This window comes from Peribacillus sedimenti (assembly GCF_046237635.1).
GTDB lineage: Bacteria > Bacillota > Bacilli > Bacillales > DSM-1321 > Peribacillus > Peribacillus sedimenti.
This window is the reverse complement of sequence record NZ_CP143547.1, coordinates 4,390,845-4,410,406: the sequence shown is the minus strand read 5'-3', so window position 1 is coordinate 4,410,406 and position 19,562 is coordinate 4,390,845. Positions and strand designations below refer to the sequence as shown.

Below are 19,562 nucleotides of genomic sequence, written 5' to 3'. Positions count from 1 at the left end.
TGGTAATAAGCCATGGGACTTGTCGGAAAGCGTTTTATTATGATAAAGTGACAAAAGAAGGATTCTTTTTACGCCTACAAATTTGAATTGGAGTGACATCTTCATGAGTACAAAAGAAGAGCACCTTCGGAAGCCGGAGTGGCTAAAGATAAAGTTAAACACCAATGAAAACTATACTGACCTTAAAAAAATGATGCGAGAAAAAAATTTACATACAGTCTGTGAAGAAGCTAAATGCCCAAACATACATGAGTGCTGGGCGGTGCGCCGTACGGCGACCTTTATGATCCTGGGGGACATTTGTACGAGGGCGTGCCGTTTTTGTGCTGTGAAAACAGGCCTGCCTACCGAGCTGGACTTAGCCGAACCGGAGCGTGTGGCTGATTCTGTATTCGCGATGAACTTAAAGCATGCCGTCATCACTGCAGTGGCCCGTGATGACCTTAAGGACGGAGGATCTGCAGTTTTTGCAGAAACAGTTCGTGCCATCCGCAGAAAGAATCCTTTCACTACAATTGAAGTACTCCCTTCGGATATGGGCGGAGTGCATGAAAATCTGAAAACATTGATGGACGCTAAACCTGATATATTGAACCATAATATAGAAACTGTCAGACGACTATCTGACAGGGTTCGAGCTAGAGCTAAATACACCCGCTCTCTTGAGCTTCTATTGAGAGCAAAGGAAATGTATCCTGAAATTCCTACAAAATCCAGTTTGATGATCGGTCTGGGCGAGACAAAAGAGGAAATTATAGAAACTATGGATGACCTTCGTGCCCATAAAGTAGATATAATGACAATCGGACAATATCTGCAGCCTACGAAAAAGCATTTGAAGGTTCAGAAGTACTATACTCCTCAAGAATTCGCAGAATTAAAAGAAATCGCACTGACCAAGGGATTTAGCCATTGTGAAGCAGGTCCGTTAGTTCGCTCGTCCTATCATGCTGATGAGCAGGTAAATGCTGCTGCTAAGCAAATTCAATTACAGGGTGAACAGGCTGTAGAGGCTTAATACATTCTATCCGTATGAAAATAGTGCCGTGAATCGTTCACGGCACTTTTTGTTTTTAACGCTAGTCTTGGTTTGTCTTATTCTTGCCCTGTGGAGATTTAAGCATATGGGATATGGTAACATCCAGGGACTCGTCAATGTCCCTACTATTAGTACCAAGGTTTGCGTAATTTTCTATGTCCTGCATAAGGGCTTCATTGTCACTTACATATATATGAAAATAACTTGGCACAACGGAAGCTGCTGTCCTTTTTACCTGATCTGCGATCAAATTTCTGTCCTTAGCATCGTTGTCATACACAATCAATACCTCTTCATCCGTTACCAGAGCAGCGGCATCATCGACATTGGGCAGCTGTAAAGTAAGCCTGGCAATAATATCGGCAAGCTGTTCCCGGTCAAGTGATGGTGAATCAGCCATCATGTGCTCGTTCCCGGTTGTTTGGGTCAACCGGACAAATCCGAACTGTTCACTGCGTGTATCGTTATTTCGGTCATCTTCATTGTAATAACGGTCTGGCGAGTTAATACGCGCAGTATGAACTTTGTCCTCACCCGTGGTTTCATTTCCACACGCTTGAACGAAAAACAAGCAGACCAGACAAATCGGATAAATCATATTTCTCAAAAAAGACACCCCCTATGCTTATGATGGGCTGGTAACTGAAAATTAGCTTAGAAATTAGTGGTGAATGAGTTATAATTTAATTAAAGGATATCTATTGAGAGGTGATATCATGCTAACCATAAATAATATGGAATTTGAAGTAGTCGAGAATTACAGGGAAGGCTTCAATGAAGAGGCTTTTCGTGCCAGATATAGTGAAATACTTACGAAATATGACTACATTGTGGGTGATTGGGGATATGGGCAATTGAGGTTGAAAGGCTTTTTTGATGACCAAAACCAAAAGGCAACATTTGATACCAAAATAAGCACTCTAACCGAATATTTATATGAATACTGTAATTTTGGCTGCCCTTATTTCGTTTTAAAGAAAATAAAAAAATAAAAAAAAGCCGGACCACAATCCGGCTTTTTTGCTGGAGTTTACTGTACACTTTCGTTTTGTAAATCACATTAACACATGGGAAATCAGCAATTAGGAAGTAGCTAGGCATTCAGAGCTGCTTATGGCATTAGCAACCGATGCAGCAATAAATTTAAATCACTTCGTATAAGAAGGATTTTAGCTCAGAGGCTTCTTCTTCAGAAATGTGAAAGGCGTGTTCAATGTAGCCCTCTTCTTCCAGGTCATCGTGGCCAATGATGGCAAATCGGCTGCTTTGCATATCAAGTACAAGCTTCTTGCCATAGAATCTGTCTGTCATGATAATTGCCAGATCATATCGTGAATTGTCTCCCATGAAACTTACAAAACGCGTTTTTGTATCAATAAGGTCATTATATAAGAAAAAACGTTCTGACAAATGAAGCCCCCCTGTTTATCCGGAATATAATCGATGTCTAAATCATAACAAATTTATGTGTGTAAAGTATGTAAAAAATACATAATAGTGGGGATGAATATCTTACGGGATGCACCTGCACACCGGATACCACAAGATGCGGTATAAATATACAGCCAGAATCCTTAAACCTGTCACATGGAATTGAGAGAGCTAAGGAGGCTGTGGTATTATGTTAGAATAAGGTTGATCTTGCAGGGATACAAAACTCACTTATTTCGAAGAGATTTCCGCCCCTCGCAACAGATAAACAGGCTTTAGCAGTTGGGGCTATTAAGGTGCAAAATCCTGTGCACTGGCTTGCTGCGTGCAGCCATCTGTTCAGCCTGCATACATAAATACCGGAAAGGATCTGTGACAGATGTACTTTGTAGACCGGCAAAAAATTGAACAGCTTTTAATATATTTGGAAAAGCAGTTAACCCTATTTGAAGGCAATAAAAATTGGGACGATCAACTGCTTGCTTTATCGCTGGAAAGGATTATCCAAACATCCATAGATTCTGTACTTGATGTCGGAAATGCCATGATAGACGGCTTTATTATGCGTGACCCCGGCAGTTTCGAAGATATTATAGATATATTGCTTGATGAAAACGTGATTACAGAATCGGATAGTGTCCAGTTTAAAAATACACTGCCATTACGGAAAAATCTGGTTCAGGAATATACGGATCCAGCGCTTTCTGATCACCTGGCTGTTTTTGGGGAGAACTTAGATGCATTCAAAAAATACCCCGATGCCATTCGGCAGTACTTGAACAGTCAACTCGGCCCGGTTTCAGCGTTTAAGAACTAGGCATAATAAACTCTGCAGAGTTAGGGATCATCGGCTGCAAGCACAACAAGCGGAAGGCAGCTCGACCCGTCCACGATTACAGTGACACTGTGGAATGTCAATCAGTTCAACCCGTTACATGTTGATAGTCAGTTAAGAACGCCACAAGTTGAGAGTCAACTACAAGCGCCACAAGATGAAAGTCAACTAAGAACGCCACATCGTGTGGGGCCGGAAACGCTGACTGACCTCAAGTCCTGTGATTCCTGACAACATTGACATGCGTCTTGCGGGGCCTGAAAACCCCGATGTTAGCAAATCCGTCTGCGTCAAACAGCTGGTTTCTTGGCGAACCTGTCAAAGGGTGCCTGCAAGATTCCGGCCTTTTTTATTTTAATGGCGGGAATATATGATTATAATTGAATTTGTGAGTATCGATTTCATACCTATTTTGATTTTGGGTATTGTAAAAAATACAGGAGTGAAGATGGATGAGACAATATAAAGGATATTTAATTGATTTAGATGGCACGATGTATCGAGGAACAGAGAAAATTGAGGAAGCTGGCTTATTTATTAAAGAACTGAATAAAAGAAATATTCCATATTTGTTTGTTACGAATAATTCCTCTAGGACACCCGCGCAGGTTGCCGAAAAGCTCAGAGGTTTTGATATCCCGACAGAGGACGAGCAAGTCTTCACGACTAGTATGGCTACAGCCAACTATATTGTGGAACAAAAGAGTGATGCCAGCGCTTATGTGATTGGAGAGGAAGGGATCATCACTGCGCTTGAAGAAAATGGGGTCAAGCTTGTTGAAGACAGTCCTGATTTCGTGGTAGTAGGCATTGACCGGAACATTAACTATGAGAAGCTTGCGCTCGCCTGTATAGCCGTCCGTAACGGGGCAACCTTTATCTCAACGAATGGCGATATCGCAATTCCGACTGAAAGAGGCTTGCTGCCTGGAAACGGATCTCTGACTTCTGTAATTTCCGTTTCAACCCAGGTTCAGCCAATTTTCATCGGGAAACCGGAATCGGTAATTGTAGAGCAGGCTTTGAAAGTACTGGGCTTGCCAAAAGAGGAGACCATCATGGTTGGTGATAACTATGATACAGATATTATGGCAGGTATCAATGCAGGAATGGATACTTTGCTGGTCCATACTGGCGTGACAACCAGGGAACTGCTCGAACATTATAAAGAAAGACCTACTTACGCTATTGATTCTTTAAAGGACTGGAAATTTGAATAGAAACTGCTGCTTTTTTATCCGGTAATACATAACCGGATCAGACTGTAGACAGGTGCGATGAAAAATCGAGCTTGCCTATAGTCTTTTTTATTTGGCTCGTTAATAGGATTTCTAGATTGCAGTGAAAGACGATTCGCTTTCCGCGGGACGGGCGGTGAGCCTCCTCGTCAGTGCCGTACCTCGAGGGTCTCACCTGTCCGCTGCTCCCGCAGAAGTCTTCGCCCCTGTAATGAAGATTAACAGGTTTTCAAATGTTATGTTGGAGGTTGCCAAACACCATCCTGAGTGGATAAGTAAAATGACGTAGGCATCGAATATCAAAAATGTAAAATCAATAAAAGATGAATTGCCTTAAATCGCTTGTCCATGAAAAATTGATTTTACGGTGGCAAACCAGAGATTTAAAAAAGGCCCTAAGACTTCATTCGATACCCTTATATACGGTCATCTGACCTTGTGATGCACAGCCCAGTTTTTATTTGTGCTCACAAAATTTACAAAACGGTGGAACTGCCTTTTTGACACATAATAAGGTCAATCGACGGTGAAAAAGGGGTAATTAGATGAATCCGCAAACACTTATTTTTGACCTTGATGATACCTTAATTGAATGTAATAAATATTTCAGAGATGCTACAAATCAATTTGCCGAACAGATGCAAATATGGTTTCCGGATGTATCCGAAAATGATATAAAAGCAAAACAGCTTGAAATCGACATCAAAAGCATAGAAATCCATGGCCTTAACTCATCCCGGTTTCCGGAATCATTTGTTTCGGCTTACCAGCATTATTGCAAGCAATTTAAGAGGGAAACAAAGGAAAGTGAAATGGAACGCGTGCGGTCGATTGGTCTGCAGGTTTTTCAAATAGAGGTGGAGGCTTTTCCTTATATGTATGAAGTGCTGAATGAGCTTCAGGAAGATGGACACGAGCTGTATTTGTTTACAGGCGGGGATGAAGCCAATCAAAGCAGGAAAATCATTCAGCTTGAATTAGAAACATATTTTGGAGATAGAGTATTCATTGTTACGCATAAGAATACCGAGGCATTAAGAAAGGTGTTAAAAACGATTAAGTGCGACCTCCGTTCCACTTGGATGATTGGAAATTCATTGAGGACAGATATTTCTCCAGCGCTCGAGCTGGGGTTGAACACCATTCACATTCCCTCAGAAATCGAATGGAGCTACAACAACAGTCTGGAAGCAAATCAGCCTGCTCTTGGTAAAGCGATGACTATACCTTCACTTAGGGAGCTTCCTCAGTTTATTAGGGACAATTCATATGAATCATGTGACTTTGCCGGGAATCTGCATGGCAGCGAAACTCAAAATACACTGAATTCTCATAATCAGGCTGATCTATAACCGGTAATGTAAAAATTAGGTAACTGCATACATGATATGGCTGCATGAATGGAAAAACAGAAAAGACCCTTATAAACAGGGTCTTTATTTACCCATATTCGACAGAGACTCCCCGGACATGCGAATTTTCGGGGTCTAATACTGGATAAGCCGGAACTTGTCTTATAGAACCGATCGTATGGACCGACCAGAAATGTTTTAAATCGCAGCTTCATCTCTATAATTCATGGTCCCATACTTTCTGAAAATTTCAGGGAGCTGATCCAAGGAATTGACTGTAAGCAGTTCTCCTTTAGGATCTATATCAATTTTAACATTGTTATAGCTCCATTCTAACTCTGAGGGAATATGGATGGCATGAATTCCATTTTCGATAGCTGGCTTAATATCGGTTTTTAAGGAATTTCCTATCATCCATGTAGTTCTAGGATCTGCTTCAATAATCTGAAGCACTTCTTTTAGAGCGGATGAATTTTTGTGTTCATAAATAAACACCCTTCGCCCGAAATAAGCCTCCAACTCCAGCTGCATGATTTTTCGAGTCTGATTTTCTTTATCTCCGCCTGTATACATATAGAGATCGTGGCCATCTTGTTTAAGGGCATTCAATACTTCATACATATTAGGGAAAGGTTGTACCTCAATTTGAAAGACACTTTGCCCGATTTGCCTCACCTTATCAGCCCTATCAGGTTCGACTTTTTGGCTGAATTTTTCGCAGAAATATATATAGGTAGACACTAATGATTCAGGGAAACGAGAGGAATGAAGTCCGTGTTCCGCGATGCTTTTTAGATCAATTTCAAGCTGTATCTGCCTGATCTCTTGTGTGTCCAGGGCAGGAAACCATTCTTGAATCTGATTAACAAATTTATTAATCGTATCCCTAAAGTATTTATTACAATGAATGAGAGTATCATCTAGGTCAAATATCAATGTTTGTTTCTCCATATGTTCAAGTCTCCTTTTCTACGGTGTATAAATATTATATGTAGAAGTGCCGCCGCGATGTTCATAAAATAGTCACAATTGAGTGTATTTCAGCACTCCATATACATAATTCCACATATATCTATTACCCTTTTTGAGATAAATAGTGCACGCCGAAATAAAATTATTACTAAGCATATGCCGGCCTGCCAGCAGCGCCTTTGTTGAAGCAAAACCTAGCTCCACACGGATTCGGAAAAAATGATTTCAATACAAATCTACATGACAGCTATTTTTCGTTCAAACATTGCCATTTTCCACATATACATAAAGATAAAATGTCCAATTTCTGTAATTGGGTTCAGTGGAGGGCGGTGCGGCAAATGTTAGAGGATGTAATTAAACAGAATTATGGCATAGAGGTCGAACGGGAGGAGCGCGTAGGCCGTTTCCCTTCTTTTCGCTCGGGGAACTTATTATACAGCATCGTTCCACTTGAGAAGCTGGATCAGGACGAACTGATGGAAAGGCTGAAATTGTCTGAGCACTTGATCGGGTCAGGCGACCGTTATATATCTGCTTTTGTCATGTCAAATAAGCAAAGCTATATTTCGGAAATAGATAACCGCATGTTCATGCTTCTTGCCAACAATCCAATTGGGCTTCCAAAGGGAACCAGGCTGGGAAGAAAGCTTGCAAAATTTCATCACCGGGCGCGATCTATAAATTACCCGATAAAAAAGTGCTCAAGGATTGGACAGTGGAAGCAGCTATGGGAAGTCAGGATCGACCAGCTGGAAAAAGTATGGATGGAGAAGCTGCAAGCACACCCGAATAATCAGTTTGAAAGAATTTTTGTGGAGTCCTTTCCTTATTTCATGGCTCTGGCCGAAAACGCTATACAATATTTGGTGGATACGGAAATTGATGAAAATCCGGAGGAATGTGACGCAGGGACTGCGGGATACGAACGTTTCTCAAATACGAGCTGGAGTGGAGTATATTGTATCAAGAATCCCTTTGATTGGGTATTTGACCATGGAGCCAGGGATCTTAGCGAATGGATAAGAGAGCACTACTTATCAAATCAGCAAACATACCAGCCAGGAATGCGCCAATTTTTATACGATTATCAAAGTGCAAACAGGCTGTCAAACTTTTCCTTCAGGCTTTTATACGCACGCTTGATATTGCCCATCCATTATTTCGAAACGGTGGAAAATTATTATCAGCAGCAATCAGAAACAAGACTCAACCAGCTGGAAGAAAAGATAGTCGAATACACTGAAAAATCCAGCCGCTATGAAGATTTTCTCAGGAGTTTCTTTGACGCTGCCGGAATTCCTGCAAAAAGCCTCCAAATACCGCTTCTTAGCTGGCTCTAATGAGAAAGAAAGAACTGGGCTAATGATTTTGAATCTTCATTTTTCTGTATGTTATGATAATTATATACAGTAAAAAACTGGAGAGACAGGAGAAAAATCATGGATAATCCTTACGTTTTTATCACTAGAAAATTGCCAGCCCAAATCGTCAAGAAGCTTGAAACGAACTTCAGGGTAAAGATGTGGGAGTCGGAGGATGAGCCTATCCCGCGAGAAGTATTGATGCAAGAGGCAAAGGAAGCAGCAGGTTTGCTGACTATGCTGTCAGAAAAAATAGATGCAGCTGTAATGGATGAGGCAAAGAATTTACGGGTGATAGCCAATCTTGCGGTGGGGTTTGACAATATAGATATTGATGCAGCCACGAATAGGGACATTTTTGTATGCAATACGCCTGATGTACTGACAGAAACAACTGCTGATTTAACATTTGCATTAATGATGGCTGCAGCAAGAAGAATAGTAGAAGCTGCAGATATCGTTAAAAACGGTGAATGGAAAAGCTGGAGTCCTCTTTTACTGGCAGGTCATGATATTCATCATAAAAAAATAGGAATTGTAGGAATGGGGAAAATCGGAACTTCGGTCGCAAAACGCGCCAAGGGGTTTGATATGGAAATCCTATACCATAACCGCAGCAGGAACCCTATGGCAGAGGAGCTGTATGGCGCGCGCTACTGTTCATTCGAAGAGCTGATCTCCACATCCGATTTTATTGTTTGTCTTGCTCCATTAACCCCGGAAACAACAAAAATGTTCAACAAGCAGTCCTTTATGAAAATGAAAACCACCGCAGTATTTGTCAATGCATCCAGAGGCCCTGTTGTAGATGAGGCTGCATTGCACAATGCTCTCATTTCAGGAGAAATAGCAGCCGCCGGCCTAGATGTATTCGAGCAAGAACCCATAGATGCCGGCCATCCATTACTTTCCTTGAAAAATGTAGTGGCGTTGCCTCATATTGCAAGTTCGAGCATTGATACCAGGACTGCCATGATGAACCTATGTATCGAAAATATCGAGCTGGTACTACATAACAATGCTCCAAAAACGCTGGTTAACAAACAGCTTGCAAAATGAACGAGGATAAATGTACAGGGATAAATTAACCTAATAACAGCATTATTCTCGATTTTTTCCTTTCTTGTTTTTGTGCCATCGGCGCGAGAGCTGCTGGAACTGTAGCTAGCTGTCGAAAGGGAGGCTTCCGGAGTATGAAACAAGATTATTTCCTTCCAGATCAGCCAACCCATGGTACGAAGCAACCAAGAAAAAAGCCGTGTCCCCTTGTAATATGAATGGATCCACAGATGCGGCCCTCATACATGAGTTCGATGTATTCTAACTATGCTAAGGCAGCCAGGTTGTAATACCTAAAGAATGCCTTTCCATATATGGGAGGGTTTTTCTTTGGCCAGGAATAGGGAGTTTATGAAGGTGTATGAAATATCCCCGTAAGAAACATTTGGGAAAAGTACGCTTGAGGCAAGCGGACCATTTATTGATTCACTTTTCAAAAAATTTTCTTGTGTGAAAATACCTTCATACCAGTCTGTGAAACGCTTACACACTTTTGGTATAACTTTTTTCTATTGAAAATCCCGGATTTTACCCATATAATGTCTATTATATGAAAACAAATGTACTTTTCAGATGAACAGAAAAGAGGGAAGAGGATGCGGGCGATCTCGATAGGTTTATTAGGATTAGGCACTGTTGGTTCTGGAGTGGTCAAGATTGTGGAAAGTCATCAGGATAAATTGATGCATCAGGTTGGCTGTCCAGTCATTATAAGAAAAGTCTCGGTTAAGGATTTACAAAAAGAACGGCAGGTTAAGATAGATTCCCATCTATTGACGGATAATCCGAACGAGGTCCTGGAAGATCCTGAAATCGATGTAGTTATAGAGGTAATGGGCGGAATTGAGGAGACCAAATCATATCTTCTAAAAGCGCTGAGAAATAGAAAGCATGTGGTAACGGCAAACAAGGACCTTATGGCCGTTCATGGCCCGGAATTGCTTAAGGAAGCGGCTGCAAACGAATGCGATTTGTTCTATGAAGCAAGCGTGGCCGGGGGCATCCCAATATTAAGGAGCCTGGTGGACGGGCTGGCGTCTGACCGAATTACCAAAATGATGGGCATTGTCAATGGAACAACAAATTTCATTCTTACAAAAATGAGCAAAAACGGAAGTGAGTATGAATCCGCACTGAAGCAGGCACAGGATCTTGGGTTCGCTGAGGCAGATCCAACTGCAGATGTTAGCGGGATGGATTCTGCTCGGAAGATGGCGATTCTTTCAACACTTGGATTTTCAATGACGATAGATCTTGATGACGTCCAGATAAGAGGTATCACCGAAATATCGAAGGATGACCTATCATATAGCCAAAAATTGGGATACACTATGAAATTGATAGGATTGGCAGCAAGAGACGGTGAAAAGGTTGAGGTGAGTGTACAGCCTGCCTTACTGCCTGAATCACATCCTCTTGCTTCTGTAAATGATGAATACAACGCTGTGTATGTATATGGCGAAGCCGTGGGTGAAACGATGTTTTATGGTCCTGGTGCCGGCAGCCTTCCAACCGCGACCGCTGTGGTCTCGGATCTGGTTGGAGTCTTGAAGAATATGAGATTGGGAGTAAATGGACGGAGTGCTGTAGTTCCTCAATACCCTAAAGCGTTGAAGGGACCTGAAGATATTTTTGCCAAATTTTTTGTGCGTCTGCATGTAAAGGATGAAGTGGGTGTACTTGCGAGCATAACATCGATGTTCTCTGAGTACGGCGTTAGTTTTGATAAAATACTTCAGCTTCCGCTTCAGCCAAGAGAAGCGTCTGAAATAGTCCTGGTGACACATAGGGCATCCATGGATAATTTCGACCAAATAGTGGAAAGATTAAATGATTACGAAATGGTAAAAGAAATAAAAAGCATATACCGTGTTGAAGGGGAGGAAGTTATATGAGCTGGAAGGGGCTGATTCAGGAATACAGGGAGTTTTTACCGGTTACTGACGATACGCCTAGTTTGTCATTATTGGAGGGAAACACTCCGCTGCTGTCCTGCAGCAGGCTATCTTATGAACTGGGAGTAGACCTGTATGTTAAATATGAGGGTGCAAATCCAACGGGATCCTTTAAGGATCGGGGCATGGTAATGGCGGTGGCAAAAGCGATTGAGGCAGGCAGCAATGCCATTATTTGCGCTTCTACAGGCAATACCTCCGCTGCTGCCGCCGCCTATGCTGCAAGGGCAGGAATCAGGTGTATCGTTGTCATTCCAGAAGGCAAAATTGCGATGGGAAAACTTGCACAGGCGGTCATGTACGGAGCTGAAATCGTATCGATTGAAGGCAATTTTGATAACGCATTAGAAATTGTACGAAACATCAGCAAATCTGAGCCTATCACACTTGTGAACTCTGTAAATCCATACCGGATTGAGGGGCAGAAAACGGCAGCTTTTGAAATATGCGATGTTCTTGGTTCTGCGCCAGACGTTCTCGCACTTCCGGTAGGGAATGCCGGCAATATTACGGCATACTGGAAAGGATTTAAGGAATATCATGAGCAAAAACAAACTGGACTCCCGCAAATGAGGGGATTTGAAGCCGAAGGTTCAGCGGCGATTGTGCACGGCAGAGTGTTTGAAAAACCAGAGACCATTGCCTCGGCCATCCGAATTGGAAATCCAGCAAGCTGGCAATTCGCAGAAGCAGCAGCGGAGGAGTCCCATGGAAAGATTGATGAAGTATCGGACGAACAGATATTGAAAGCCTACCATCTGTTAGCATCCAAAGAGGGTATATTTGCTGAACCGGCGTCCTGTGCTTCGATCGCAGGAATCATAAAGCAAATTGAAACAGGCGAAATTAAGAAAGGAAGCCGCGTGGTAGCGGTTCTTACTGGAAATGGATTGAAAGATCCTAATGTGGCGGTAGAAAGCAGTAAGATTCAGCCTGTTTTGCTCCCAATGGATGAGAGGATAATCATTGAGCACCTTCAGGGTGTGAAACAGCCATGATTGCCAGGGGAGAAACATATTCAATTAGAGTGCCGGCCAGTACTGCTAACCTGGGTCCAGGATTCGACTCAATCGGTATGGCACTCGGCCTGTACCTTGAATTACAGGTATCACTGTCCCAGAATTGGGAAGTAGTGGCATTGTCTAAGGAATTGAAGCAATTTCCTTCAGATGAAACAAATTATATGATAACAGTTGCTCGAAAAGTGGCGTCTGCTTATGGAACCAAGCTTGCTCCTTGCAGGGTAGAGGTCTCAAGCGAAATTCCTTTGACAAGGGGGCTGGGGAGCAGTGCTTCAGCGATAGTTGCAGGGATTGAATTGGCAGATCTAGTCGGCGGCCTAAATTTGACTAAAGAGGAAAAGAATCGCCATGCCTCTCTCTTCGAAGGGCATCCTGACAATGCTGGTGCTTCCGTATACGGAGGACTGGTCATTGGACGCCATTCACCAGCAAGTACGGAATTGCTGTCGTTCCCTTTAGAGGGCCTCAAGGCGGTCGCAATTATTCCTGATTATGAGCTGTTGACAGAGCAGGCCCGCAATGTGCTGCCGTTAGAAATAAAATATGACCAAGCTGTTCAAGCGAGTGCAGTAGCTAATGTACTGGTCGCAGCGTTGCTGACAAAGAACTGGGAGCTTGCCGGAAAAATGATGCAGGAGGATCAATTGCACGAGCCTTACCGTTCTAGTCTAGTGCCCCATTTGGACTCAGTTGTCAAAATTGCAGCTGAATCTGGTGCATTCGGAACAGCTTTAAGCGGTGCTGGCCCAACCGTCTTATGCCTGGTATCAGAGGAGCTCGCACAAAATGTGGTTAGCGCTCTCTGTGATGCTTTCCCAAAATTCCAGGTCATCGAGCTAGCCATCGATAATATTGGAAGTAATGTCGCATTAAAGGATTTCTCAATAAAATAAGTTTCTCCAGATTTGTTACAAACGAATATCATGCAAAAAAGCTGTCTCAGTGTTTTGGATGGATCCAAATCGACCAGACAGCTTTATTTATTGGTGAAAATATTAAAATACTTGTTCTACTTCAGCTACACCGGGAACTTCCTCAAGAAGAGCGCGTTCAATACCGGCTTTTAATGTGATAGTGGAACTAGGGCAGCTTCCGCATGCTCCAAGAAGACGCAATTTAACAATTCCATCCTCCACATCTACAAGTTCACAGTCACCGCCGTCGCGAAGCAAAAATGGGCGAAGTTTATCCAAAACCTCTTGAACTTGTTCGAACATAGCCTGTTCAGACATTGCAATCGACTCCTTTCATACATTATATTATAATGGCATTTCTAAAAAAAATCCAACTGAAACTTTTACTTTCATAATGTTCTCCTATATGCTTTTCGAAGAAATCAGTTACAATAAAAATAAAAGCTTCAGGAGGGGAAACAGTGGATAGAAAACATATTGAGCTGCAGGTATACGGTGCCGAACAAATTTGCGCAAGCTGCGTGAATCTTCCCTCATCCCGGGAAACTTATGAATGGCTTCAGGCAGCCTTAGAGAGGAAGTTTCCGGACCAGCCTTTTAGCATTACTTATATAGATATATTTAACCCGCCTGCGGATCCGAAAAAGCTACGGTTTTCACAAAGAGTTATAGATGAAGATTTATTTTATCCAGTGGTCGTCATTGATGATGAAGTCATTGGGGAAGGCAGCCCTCAATTGAAAATCATCGTGAAGGAAATGGAGAAGTACGGATATCATATAACTGCCTGACAAAAAGGTTTTGGAGAGTTCTCTTCAAAACCTTTTTTCATTGTTGGCAATCTGTTATTAAAAGGAAAGAAGTCTATTATAAATGCGAAGAGGGACGGAATGACGTGCCAGTTCCCGTTCTGTAAACAATCATTTATGTGATCGGTGAAAAGTAAAAATTAGAACCATAGCTGATCAAGTCCAGAGAAGGGATGATGAACAAAAATCCATGGCAGGGCTGGGGAATTTATCTTTAAGAGGATGAAGATCAAAAATCATGCCAGAGGGGAAGACGAGTCCTTTATGAAGGAACAAGTCTAGAACGAAAACAAAAAAAGTTTTGAAGATTTTTCTTCAAAACTTTTTTATAACTTTATAATATTTCAAAACAGGTATTTATTTTACCGGTGACCTGAAACGGCTGTTATTCATCCATCAGAGAAGTCATACATAAAAATGTATTCAATCAACCTTTGTGATGCTTATACATCCAGAGGATCCCTGATTTTAACAGTCTTGCAACTCTCCCCGTGATAGCCCGGTCAGCAACAAGTCCAAAGCCATGCTTCTTTCCAAGGGAGCCAAGGATCCCTTTTAGTTTAATTGGTGGAAAGCTTTCAGGAAGCGGTTCATTGGCCCATTTCTTCCATAGGACTTGGACGATTTGCTCCGCTTGTCCCTCCGCCAGCTGTGCACTTGGGGCATGAGGCAGGCTTGCGCAATCGCCAACCACAAATACGCTGTCATCAGTTGGCAGAAAATGCTGCGGTGTCAGGATCGCTCTTCCCTGCTTATCCTTTTCGATTTCCAAATCCCTGACAATTTTATTTGGCTGAATGCCTGCAGTCCAAACAATTACGTCGCATTTAATTGATTCGTCATGATTATAGAGCAGATTCTCTTCTACTCTAGTAATATTTGATCTCCTGACGATTTCAACATTATGTTCCTTAAACCATGATTCTACATATTTGCTGAGTCTTGTTGGGAAAGCTGATAAAATATGGTCGCCACGGTCGAAGAGCTTAACTTTTAAATCAGGACGGCTCTCAATCAATTCGCTTGCGAGTTCTACTCCGCTCAGTCCCGCTCCGACGATCGAAACAGTGGCACCCTCACACAAATTATTCAGAGCTTGGTATGCCCTGCGTGATTTATCTATGGTTTGGATGCTGTACGTGTAGATATCAGCGCCAGGAACGTTATGGTATTTATCTTCACAGCCCAGCCCAATGACAAGGTCATCATATGGAATGGGTTCTCTATCCTTCATGATAACCTGTTTATTGGTCATATCTATACTTACTATTTCACCATATACAGGCTTCAAGCGAGGATGTTCTGGAAAGGGAACTCTAATGTGCTGGTCGGAAATGGTTCCTGCAGCCAACGCGTAGTATTCAGTTTTTAAACTATGGTATGGATTGCGATCGACCAAAGTAATCATCAAATCTTCCGGAAGTTTTTCCGCAATTAATCTTTGAATAATCCTAAGTCCGCCGTATCCGCCGCCAAGTATCACTAAGTTTCTCATTATGAATTACCCCTTTGTTTGATCAAGGTTGTCAAATAAAAACCTCCCATCCGTTACAATGGTTTGTTTATATTTCACTACCCATTATTTACAACTTTGAAAACGAATTCACAAACACGTGTATATCTACACATCCCCATATGCTTTTCACGTTTTTCATTCTCACATAAAATTTTATTCTAATATAAAATTTTCATCAGGCAATTTACTTGAATTTTTAATATTTCCATAAAAAAGTATAACTAAATAGCGACAAAACTACAACACCATAATAGTAAGTATAATGTATTCTTTCAATCGTAGACCGTGCGGGAGAATAATGTTAGAGAATGGGTTGCGGCCATGCCGCAAAAATTTGTATAATTTCTTTTCATGTGGGAATAGGTTTATTTAATCTCTTGCAAGCGAATCCTGAATCGAGGAAAAGTGTCCACTCAACGGACTCTAGCTTTATATGGATAAAATAGAAGGTATGCTTAATTAAATAGGATTGGCAGATTGGCTTTATATATTGAATGAAATAACATTCATATTACAAACTTCTTCTGAATATGCCCGGCAGGTTCGGGATTTCCACTGACTGGATGTGAAAATGTATAGCAATTGACGGTTTATAAGAAAAAAGGTAGGATATTTTATTAGTGAATGGGGTGAGTTGATGAATCCAATCATAGAATTTTGTATCAGCAACCTGGCAAGCGGATCCCAGAAGGCATTAGAAATATTAGAGCGAGATCCAAATCTCGATATTGTAGAATATGGCTGCCTAAGCTACTGCGGAATGTGTGCAAGAAGCATGTTTGCATTAGTGAATGGAGAATCGGTAACAGGTGAGACACCTGAAGAGCTTGTGGAAAATATATATAAATATCTTGAAGAAAATCCAATGTTCTAATAAAAGACCGCAATTTGCCTGAGCAATTGCGGTTTTATTAATGAGAATAAGTATGTATGATTTATTCCCTTAGACTGATGTCAAGGTTTGAGTACTCCATGTACAATTGCCGACGTCGCCTAGTCCCCACACGATGTGGCGTTCTTAGCAGGCCTTCCATATGTGAAAGAAATAGCCGAGGGTCGTTCGAGCAGGGCACTTCAGCTCTTCTGCTTATCCGGCCTGGTGGGATTCGTCTTTCTTTGCCTGACGAATTAATTGCCACTGCTCTTTCGCCATCTGCACTAGTTTTGTTTCTACTGTCTGCTTTTGCTTCTCAATTACCTTAGAAAAATATTTTGCGGCAGCAGAATGATCTGCAACTCTGCGCGAAATCTCTCCCGCCAAATATAGCAAACGCACATCGGACATCTGTGTTCCTTTAAAGTCATCCGTGGAGTAAGAATTCTCATACTGATGGAGAGCGAGTTTCAAGAAGCGAATTTCCTGACTGTCATCTCCCAGCTCCCTGTACAGCCACGCTATTCGCAAATAAATTCCTGCAATAGTCACATGTTTTTCTTTTTTTAGAGTGGCACTATAGCTGGCAAGCTTATACGCTTTTATAGCGTCATAAATGGTTCGGGTGCCTCCAAAATTATGAGAGCCCCATTTAGCTGTTATATTTTCTTCAATTAATTCCCTGGTACCCGGAGCAAAATATTTATTAAATTCATCTGTAAATGAAAAGCCGCAGGAAGGGCAAACAAGAATGTTGTAGAATAAAGAGTTTATTTCCGGATTCGCATAACGAGGATAAAAATCAGTATCGTATTCCAACACTTTTATAAATCTGGAACGAATCTTTTTTGAGGTGAATTTATGTTTGCAATGAATGCATTCAACATTTCTGTCGAAAAGAGGCTCAACTTGTTCCATTTTTTTCACCTTCTCTAAAGGACGTTACTATATACCTGGTTATTTTTAGATAAAATTACCTATATAAACATTATATATGAAAAAAGACGGAAGGCTAGTATAAATCAATTTTCTTTATATATTGTGTGAGTTGGAAAGTTGAGCATAGTGAAATTTTTAGTATATACTATAAATAGAAACAGCTCACATTAATGAGAATGGGAGGGGTATCTGTGAGTGAAGTAGTAAATATAACAGAAGCAGCAGCTTTTCAAATAAAAGAAATGATGAAGCACAATGATGAAGAAGGTTCTTTCCTAAGAGTTGCGGTTAAGGGAGGAGGCTGCAGCGGCTTGTCATATGGAATGGGTTTTGAGCAAGAAGCGGGTGATGACGATAGAATTTTGGAGCAATTTGGCATCCGCGTTCTGGTTGCCAAAGGTGATGCTCCGATTTTGAACGGTACAACTGTCGATTATAAACAGTCCATGATGGGCGGAGGTTTTACCATCGATAATCCAAATGCTATTGCTGCTTGTGGCTGTGGATCTTCTTTCCGTACGGCTGCAAATGCCGGGAATCCGGAAAATTGTTAATGATTTGATGTTAGTCCGATAATATATACGGAAGCGGCAGCTGTGTCCAATCAGTGAGAAAATGTTGCCTCGGCAGTATAAAACAGTCGGCGGTCAGAAGAACATAGATTCAGAAAAACGGCCTCTTTTAACGATTTGCATTGTTTAAAAGAGGCCGTTTATTTTTGTAATTTCATTGAGGGGTGTTTGCACCACTTCGAGCTGCCACGTCGTACGATATATTTTACGGTTGCGATGCTCCACTCAAGTCTGGACATTTTTACACCGAACAAAAACATGACTTCCGACTGGACCACTTATCGTAATTTTATTAATTCATAATCCAAGCAGCCCTTTGTATATTCTCTTGCAATCAGCCTTATGTTTGGGGAATAGTACTCGGCAGAGCTGCCGTATAGGTCAATTAATTCCTTACTTCAACTATATTTCGAAACATTCCTGCCGCAGTTTTTACTGTTTGGAATTTTTGTATTCTCTGATAGGGGATGCAATAAAGGTAATGGCGATGACTTTTTCTCATTCATATTAATCCACAAAAAAAGTCCACACATCTGTGTTTACAAATGTATGGACCTTTCTTGCTTATTTTCCTTCGAAAAGCGATGTACTATGAAGTGGCTGGACCCTTGCTTTTGGATCCATATATTGCTTGGCATTGTTTACCGCAGTTGGCGCTTCGCCAAACCCGCTGGCAATCAATTTCACCTTGCCGTCATAGGTTGCGATATCTCCTGCAGCGTAGATTCCCGGGATATTTGTTTCCATCTTGGAATTGACTAGGATGGAATTCTTCTGTATATCCAGTCCCCATTCCTTGATAGGGCCAAGTGAGGAAACGAAGCCATAGTTTACAATCACTGCATCTACATCAAATGTTTCTTTTCCTTCGCCATTGGCATGATCCACGATAACCTGCTTGACCTGATTCCCTTCACCGACTAATTCAGATGGCAGGAATGGCGTTTTTATTTCTACCTTAGAATTCTTCAGATTTTCCACGCTATGTTCATGGGCGCGGAATTTATCGCGTCTGTGTACGATGGTTACCTTTTCTGCAATTGGCTCTAGCATTAATGCCCAGTCAACAGCAGAATCTCCGCCGCCGAATACTACGACTTTCTTCCCTGCAAATTGATTCAAATCATTGATGAAGTAATGTAAATTATGTCCTTCATACTTGGCTGCATCCTCTATTTCAATCCTGCGAGGCTGGAATGCCCCATTTCCGGCAGTGATAATAATGGTTTTTGAGTAGTGTGTTTCTTTATCTGTGGTGATTTTAAAAACACCGTCATCCTGTTTTTCCACTTTTTCAACAGCTTGTTCAAGAGCGATTGCCGGGTCGAATTTCGCCATTTGTTCTTTTAAATTGTCCACCAGCTCCTGTGCTCGAACCTTTGGAAACCCTGCTACATCGTATATGTATTTTTCCGGATACAAGGCTGTTAGTTGTCCTCCTAATTGAGGAAGGCTCTCTATAATTTTGACTGATGCCTGTCTCATCCCGCCATAAAAAGCAGTAAATAATCCAACAGGACCTCCGCCAATAATTGTTATGTCATAAATCTTTTGATCTTCCTGCAATATAAGTCCCCCCATATAGTGATTTCCTCTGTATATTTTACCATAAATATTTGAAAGGAAACCGTTAAAAAACTTGATGGCAAAAATTCGCTCGCCATAAGTGTA

General features: G+C 41.6%; 20 protein-coding genes. 13 read left to right on the top strand and 7 right to left on the bottom strand.

Features of this window, described 5'->3' with window-relative positions; all coding sequences use genetic code 11:
* Positions 1-103 precede the first annotated feature (103 nt).
* Positions 104-1,018: a lipoyl synthase gene (gene lipA / locus V1500_RS21690; RefSeq protein WP_409302518.1), complete on the top strand. Its 915-nt coding sequence runs from the start codon at positions 104-106 to the stop codon at positions 1,016-1,018.
* 61 nt (positions 1,019-1,079) lie between these two features.
* On the opposite strand, the gene V1500_RS21685 is transcribed toward lipA, so the two are convergent.
* On the bottom strand, positions 1,080-1,637 hold the full coding sequence (locus V1500_RS21685; protein WP_409306078.1) for a YhcN/YlaJ family sporulation lipoprotein: 558 nt from the start codon (positions 1,635-1,637) through the stop codon (positions 1,080-1,082).
* 118 nt (positions 1,638-1,755) lie between these two features.
* On the opposite strand from V1500_RS21685, the gene V1500_RS21680 reads away from it, so the two are divergent.
* Complete coding sequence (locus V1500_RS21680; RefSeq protein WP_409302517.1) at positions 1,756-2,031, top strand: YutD family protein; 276 nt, start codon at positions 1,756-1,758, stop codon at positions 2,029-2,031.
* A gap of 151 nt (positions 2,032-2,182) precedes the next feature.
* Here the strand turns inward: V1500_RS21680 and V1500_RS21675 are convergent, their stop codons facing one another.
* Positions 2,183-2,449, bottom strand: a complete 267-nt coding sequence (locus V1500_RS21675) for a DUF3055 domain-containing protein (RefSeq protein ID WP_409302515.1) — start codon at positions 2,447-2,449, stop codon at positions 2,183-2,185.
* A 400-nt stretch (positions 2,450-2,849) separates the two neighbouring features.
* Between V1500_RS21675 and V1500_RS21670 the strand changes: the two genes are divergently transcribed.
* The 3 genes from V1500_RS21670 (at position 2,850) to V1500_RS21660 (ending at position 5,895) form a co-directional block, all read left to right on the top strand.
* Positions 2,850-3,287 (top strand): DUF86 domain-containing protein, encoded by a 438-nt coding sequence (locus tag V1500_RS21670; protein WP_409302513.1) that lies wholly within the window; start codon positions 2,850-2,852, stop codon positions 3,285-3,287.
* Positions 3,288-3,757: 470 nt separating this feature from the next.
* A complete protein-coding gene (locus V1500_RS21665) occupies positions 3,758-4,525 on the top strand; it encodes a TIGR01457 family HAD-type hydrolase (protein WP_409302511.1) in 768 nt (255 codons plus the stop codon).
* Positions 4,526-5,088: 563 nt separating this feature from the next.
* Positions 5,089-5,895: an HAD family hydrolase gene (locus V1500_RS21660; RefSeq protein WP_409302510.1), complete on the top strand. Its 807-nt coding sequence runs from the start codon at positions 5,089-5,091 to the stop codon at positions 5,893-5,895.
* A 198-nt stretch (positions 5,896-6,093) separates the two neighbouring features.
* Here V1500_RS21660 and V1500_RS21655 read toward each other — a convergent pair whose 3' ends face one another.
* Positions 6,094-6,846, bottom strand: coding sequence for an HAD family hydrolase (locus V1500_RS21655; RefSeq protein WP_409302508.1), 753 nt, complete (start codon positions 6,844-6,846; stop codon positions 6,094-6,096).
* A 362-nt stretch (positions 6,847-7,208) separates the two neighbouring features.
* Here V1500_RS21655 and yutH point away from each other — a divergent pair, with 362 nt between their 5' ends.
* The 5 genes from yutH to thrB all read left to right on the top strand — a co-directional run bounded on the left by yutH (position 7,209) and on the right by thrB (position 13,160).
* On the top strand, positions 7,209-8,210 hold the full coding sequence (gene yutH / locus V1500_RS21650; protein ID WP_409302506.1) for a spore coat putative kinase YutH: 1,002 nt from the start codon (positions 7,209-7,211) through the stop codon (positions 8,208-8,210).
* A gap of 99 nt (positions 8,211-8,309) precedes the next feature.
* Positions 8,310-9,290 carry a 2-hydroxyacid dehydrogenase gene (locus tag V1500_RS21645; protein ID WP_409302504.1) on the top strand — a complete coding sequence of 327 codons (981 nt, stop codon included), beginning with the start codon at positions 8,310-8,312 and terminating at the stop codon, positions 9,288-9,290.
* A 596-nt stretch (positions 9,291-9,886) separates the two neighbouring features.
* Positions 9,887-11,185 (top strand): homoserine dehydrogenase, encoded by a 1,299-nt coding sequence (locus V1500_RS21640; RefSeq protein ID WP_409302502.1) that lies wholly within the window; start codon positions 9,887-9,889, stop codon positions 11,183-11,185.
* Positions 11,182-12,243, top strand: a complete 1,062-nt coding sequence (thrC, locus tag V1500_RS21635) for a threonine synthase (RefSeq protein WP_409302500.1) — start codon at positions 11,182-11,184, stop codon at positions 12,241-12,243. The genes V1500_RS21640 and thrC overlap by 4 nt, the downstream gene beginning before the upstream one ends.
* Positions 12,243-13,160 carry a homoserine kinase gene (thrB, locus tag V1500_RS21630; protein ID WP_409306077.1) on the top strand — a complete coding sequence of 306 codons (918 nt, stop codon included), beginning with the start codon at positions 12,243-12,245 and terminating at the stop codon, positions 13,158-13,160. Before thrC ends, thrB begins: the two co-directional genes overlap by 1 nt.
* 102 nt (positions 13,161-13,262) lie before the next feature.
* Here the strand turns inward: thrB and V1500_RS21625 are convergent, their stop codons facing one another.
* Positions 13,263-13,499, bottom strand: coding sequence for a NifU family protein (locus tag V1500_RS21625; protein ID WP_409302499.1), 237 nt, complete (start codon positions 13,497-13,499; stop codon positions 13,263-13,265).
* A gap of 143 nt (positions 13,500-13,642) precedes the next feature.
* Here V1500_RS21625 and V1500_RS21620 point away from each other — a divergent pair, with 143 nt between their 5' ends.
* Positions 13,643-13,972 (top strand): YuzD family protein, encoded by a 330-nt coding sequence (locus V1500_RS21620; RefSeq protein WP_409302497.1) that lies wholly within the window; start codon positions 13,643-13,645, stop codon positions 13,970-13,972.
* A gap of 445 nt (positions 13,973-14,417) precedes the next feature.
* Here the strand turns inward: V1500_RS21620 and V1500_RS21615 are convergent, their stop codons facing one another.
* On the bottom strand, positions 14,418-15,485 hold the full coding sequence (locus tag V1500_RS21615; RefSeq protein WP_409302496.1) for an NAD(P)/FAD-dependent oxidoreductase: 1,068 nt from the start codon (positions 15,483-15,485) through the stop codon (positions 14,418-14,420).
* A 655-nt stretch (positions 15,486-16,140) separates the two neighbouring features.
* On the opposite strand from V1500_RS21615, the gene V1500_RS21610 reads away from it, so the two are divergent.
* Positions 16,141-16,380, top strand: coding sequence for a YuzB family protein (locus V1500_RS21610; RefSeq protein WP_409302494.1), 240 nt, complete (start codon positions 16,141-16,143; stop codon positions 16,378-16,380).
* A 213-nt stretch (positions 16,381-16,593) separates the two neighbouring features.
* Here the strand turns inward: V1500_RS21610 and V1500_RS21605 are convergent, their stop codons facing one another.
* Positions 16,594-17,298 (bottom strand): DUF2225 domain-containing protein, encoded by a 705-nt coding sequence (locus V1500_RS21605; protein WP_409302492.1) that lies wholly within the window; start codon positions 17,296-17,298, stop codon positions 16,594-16,596.
* Between the two features lie 212 nt (positions 17,299-17,510).
* On the opposite strand from V1500_RS21605, the gene V1500_RS21600 reads away from it, so the two are divergent.
* On the top strand, positions 17,511-17,873 hold the full coding sequence (locus V1500_RS21600) for a HesB/IscA family protein (RefSeq protein ID WP_409302490.1): 363 nt from the start codon (positions 17,511-17,513) through the stop codon (positions 17,871-17,873).
* A gap of 582 nt (positions 17,874-18,455) precedes the next feature.
* On the opposite strand, the gene V1500_RS21595 is transcribed toward V1500_RS21600, so the two are convergent.
* On the bottom strand, positions 18,456-19,457 hold the full coding sequence (locus tag V1500_RS21595; RefSeq protein WP_409302488.1) for an NAD(P)/FAD-dependent oxidoreductase: 1,002 nt from the start codon (positions 19,455-19,457) through the stop codon (positions 18,456-18,458).
* Positions 19,458-19,562: the final 105 nt, after the last annotated feature.

Excerpts from the sequence above, each read along its gene's own strand:
- lipA (WP_409302518.1), top strand. The coding sequence starts at position 104 with ATGAGTACAAAAGAAGAGCACCTTCGGAAGCCGGAGTGGCTAAAGATA.
- V1500_RS21685 (WP_409306078.1), bottom strand. The coding sequence starts at position 1,637 with ATGATTTATCCGATTTGTCTGGTCTGCTTGTTTTTCGTTCAAGCGTGT.
- V1500_RS21680 (WP_409302517.1), top strand. The coding sequence starts at position 1,756 with ATGCTAACCATAAATAATATGGAATTTGAAGTAGTCGAGAATTACAGG.
- V1500_RS21670 (WP_409302513.1), top strand. The coding sequence starts at position 2,850 with ATGTACTTTGTAGACCGGCAAAAAATTGAACAGCTTTTAATATATTTG.
- V1500_RS21665 (WP_409302511.1), top strand. The coding sequence starts at position 3,758 with ATGAGACAATATAAAGGATATTTAATTGATTTAGATGGCACGATGTAT.
- V1500_RS21660 (WP_409302510.1), top strand. The coding sequence starts at position 5,089 with ATGAATCCGCAAACACTTATTTTTGACCTTGATGATACCTTAATTGAA.
- V1500_RS21655 (WP_409302508.1), bottom strand. The coding sequence starts at position 6,846 with ATGGAGAAACAAACATTGATATTTGACCTAGATGATACTCTCATTCAT.
- yutH (WP_409302506.1), top strand. The coding sequence starts at position 7,209 with ATGTTAGAGGATGTAATTAAACAGAATTATGGCATAGAGGTCGAACGG.
- V1500_RS21645 (WP_409302504.1), top strand. The coding sequence starts at position 8,310 with ATGGATAATCCTTACGTTTTTATCACTAGAAAATTGCCAGCCCAAATC.
- V1500_RS21640 (WP_409302502.1), top strand. The coding sequence starts at position 9,887 with ATGCGGGCGATCTCGATAGGTTTATTAGGATTAGGCACTGTTGGTTCT.
- thrC (WP_409302500.1), top strand. The coding sequence starts at position 11,182 with ATGAGCTGGAAGGGGCTGATTCAGGAATACAGGGAGTTTTTACCGGTT.
- V1500_RS21625 (WP_409302499.1), bottom strand. The coding sequence starts at position 13,499 with ATGTCTGAACAGGCTATGTTCGAACAAGTTCAAGAGGTTTTGGATAAA.
- V1500_RS21615 (WP_409302496.1), bottom strand. The coding sequence starts at position 15,485 with ATGAGAAACTTAGTGATACTTGGCGGCGGATACGGCGGACTTAGGATT.
- V1500_RS21605 (WP_409302492.1), bottom strand. The coding sequence starts at position 17,298 with ATGGAACAAGTTGAGCCTCTTTTCGACAGAAATGTTGAATGCATTCAT.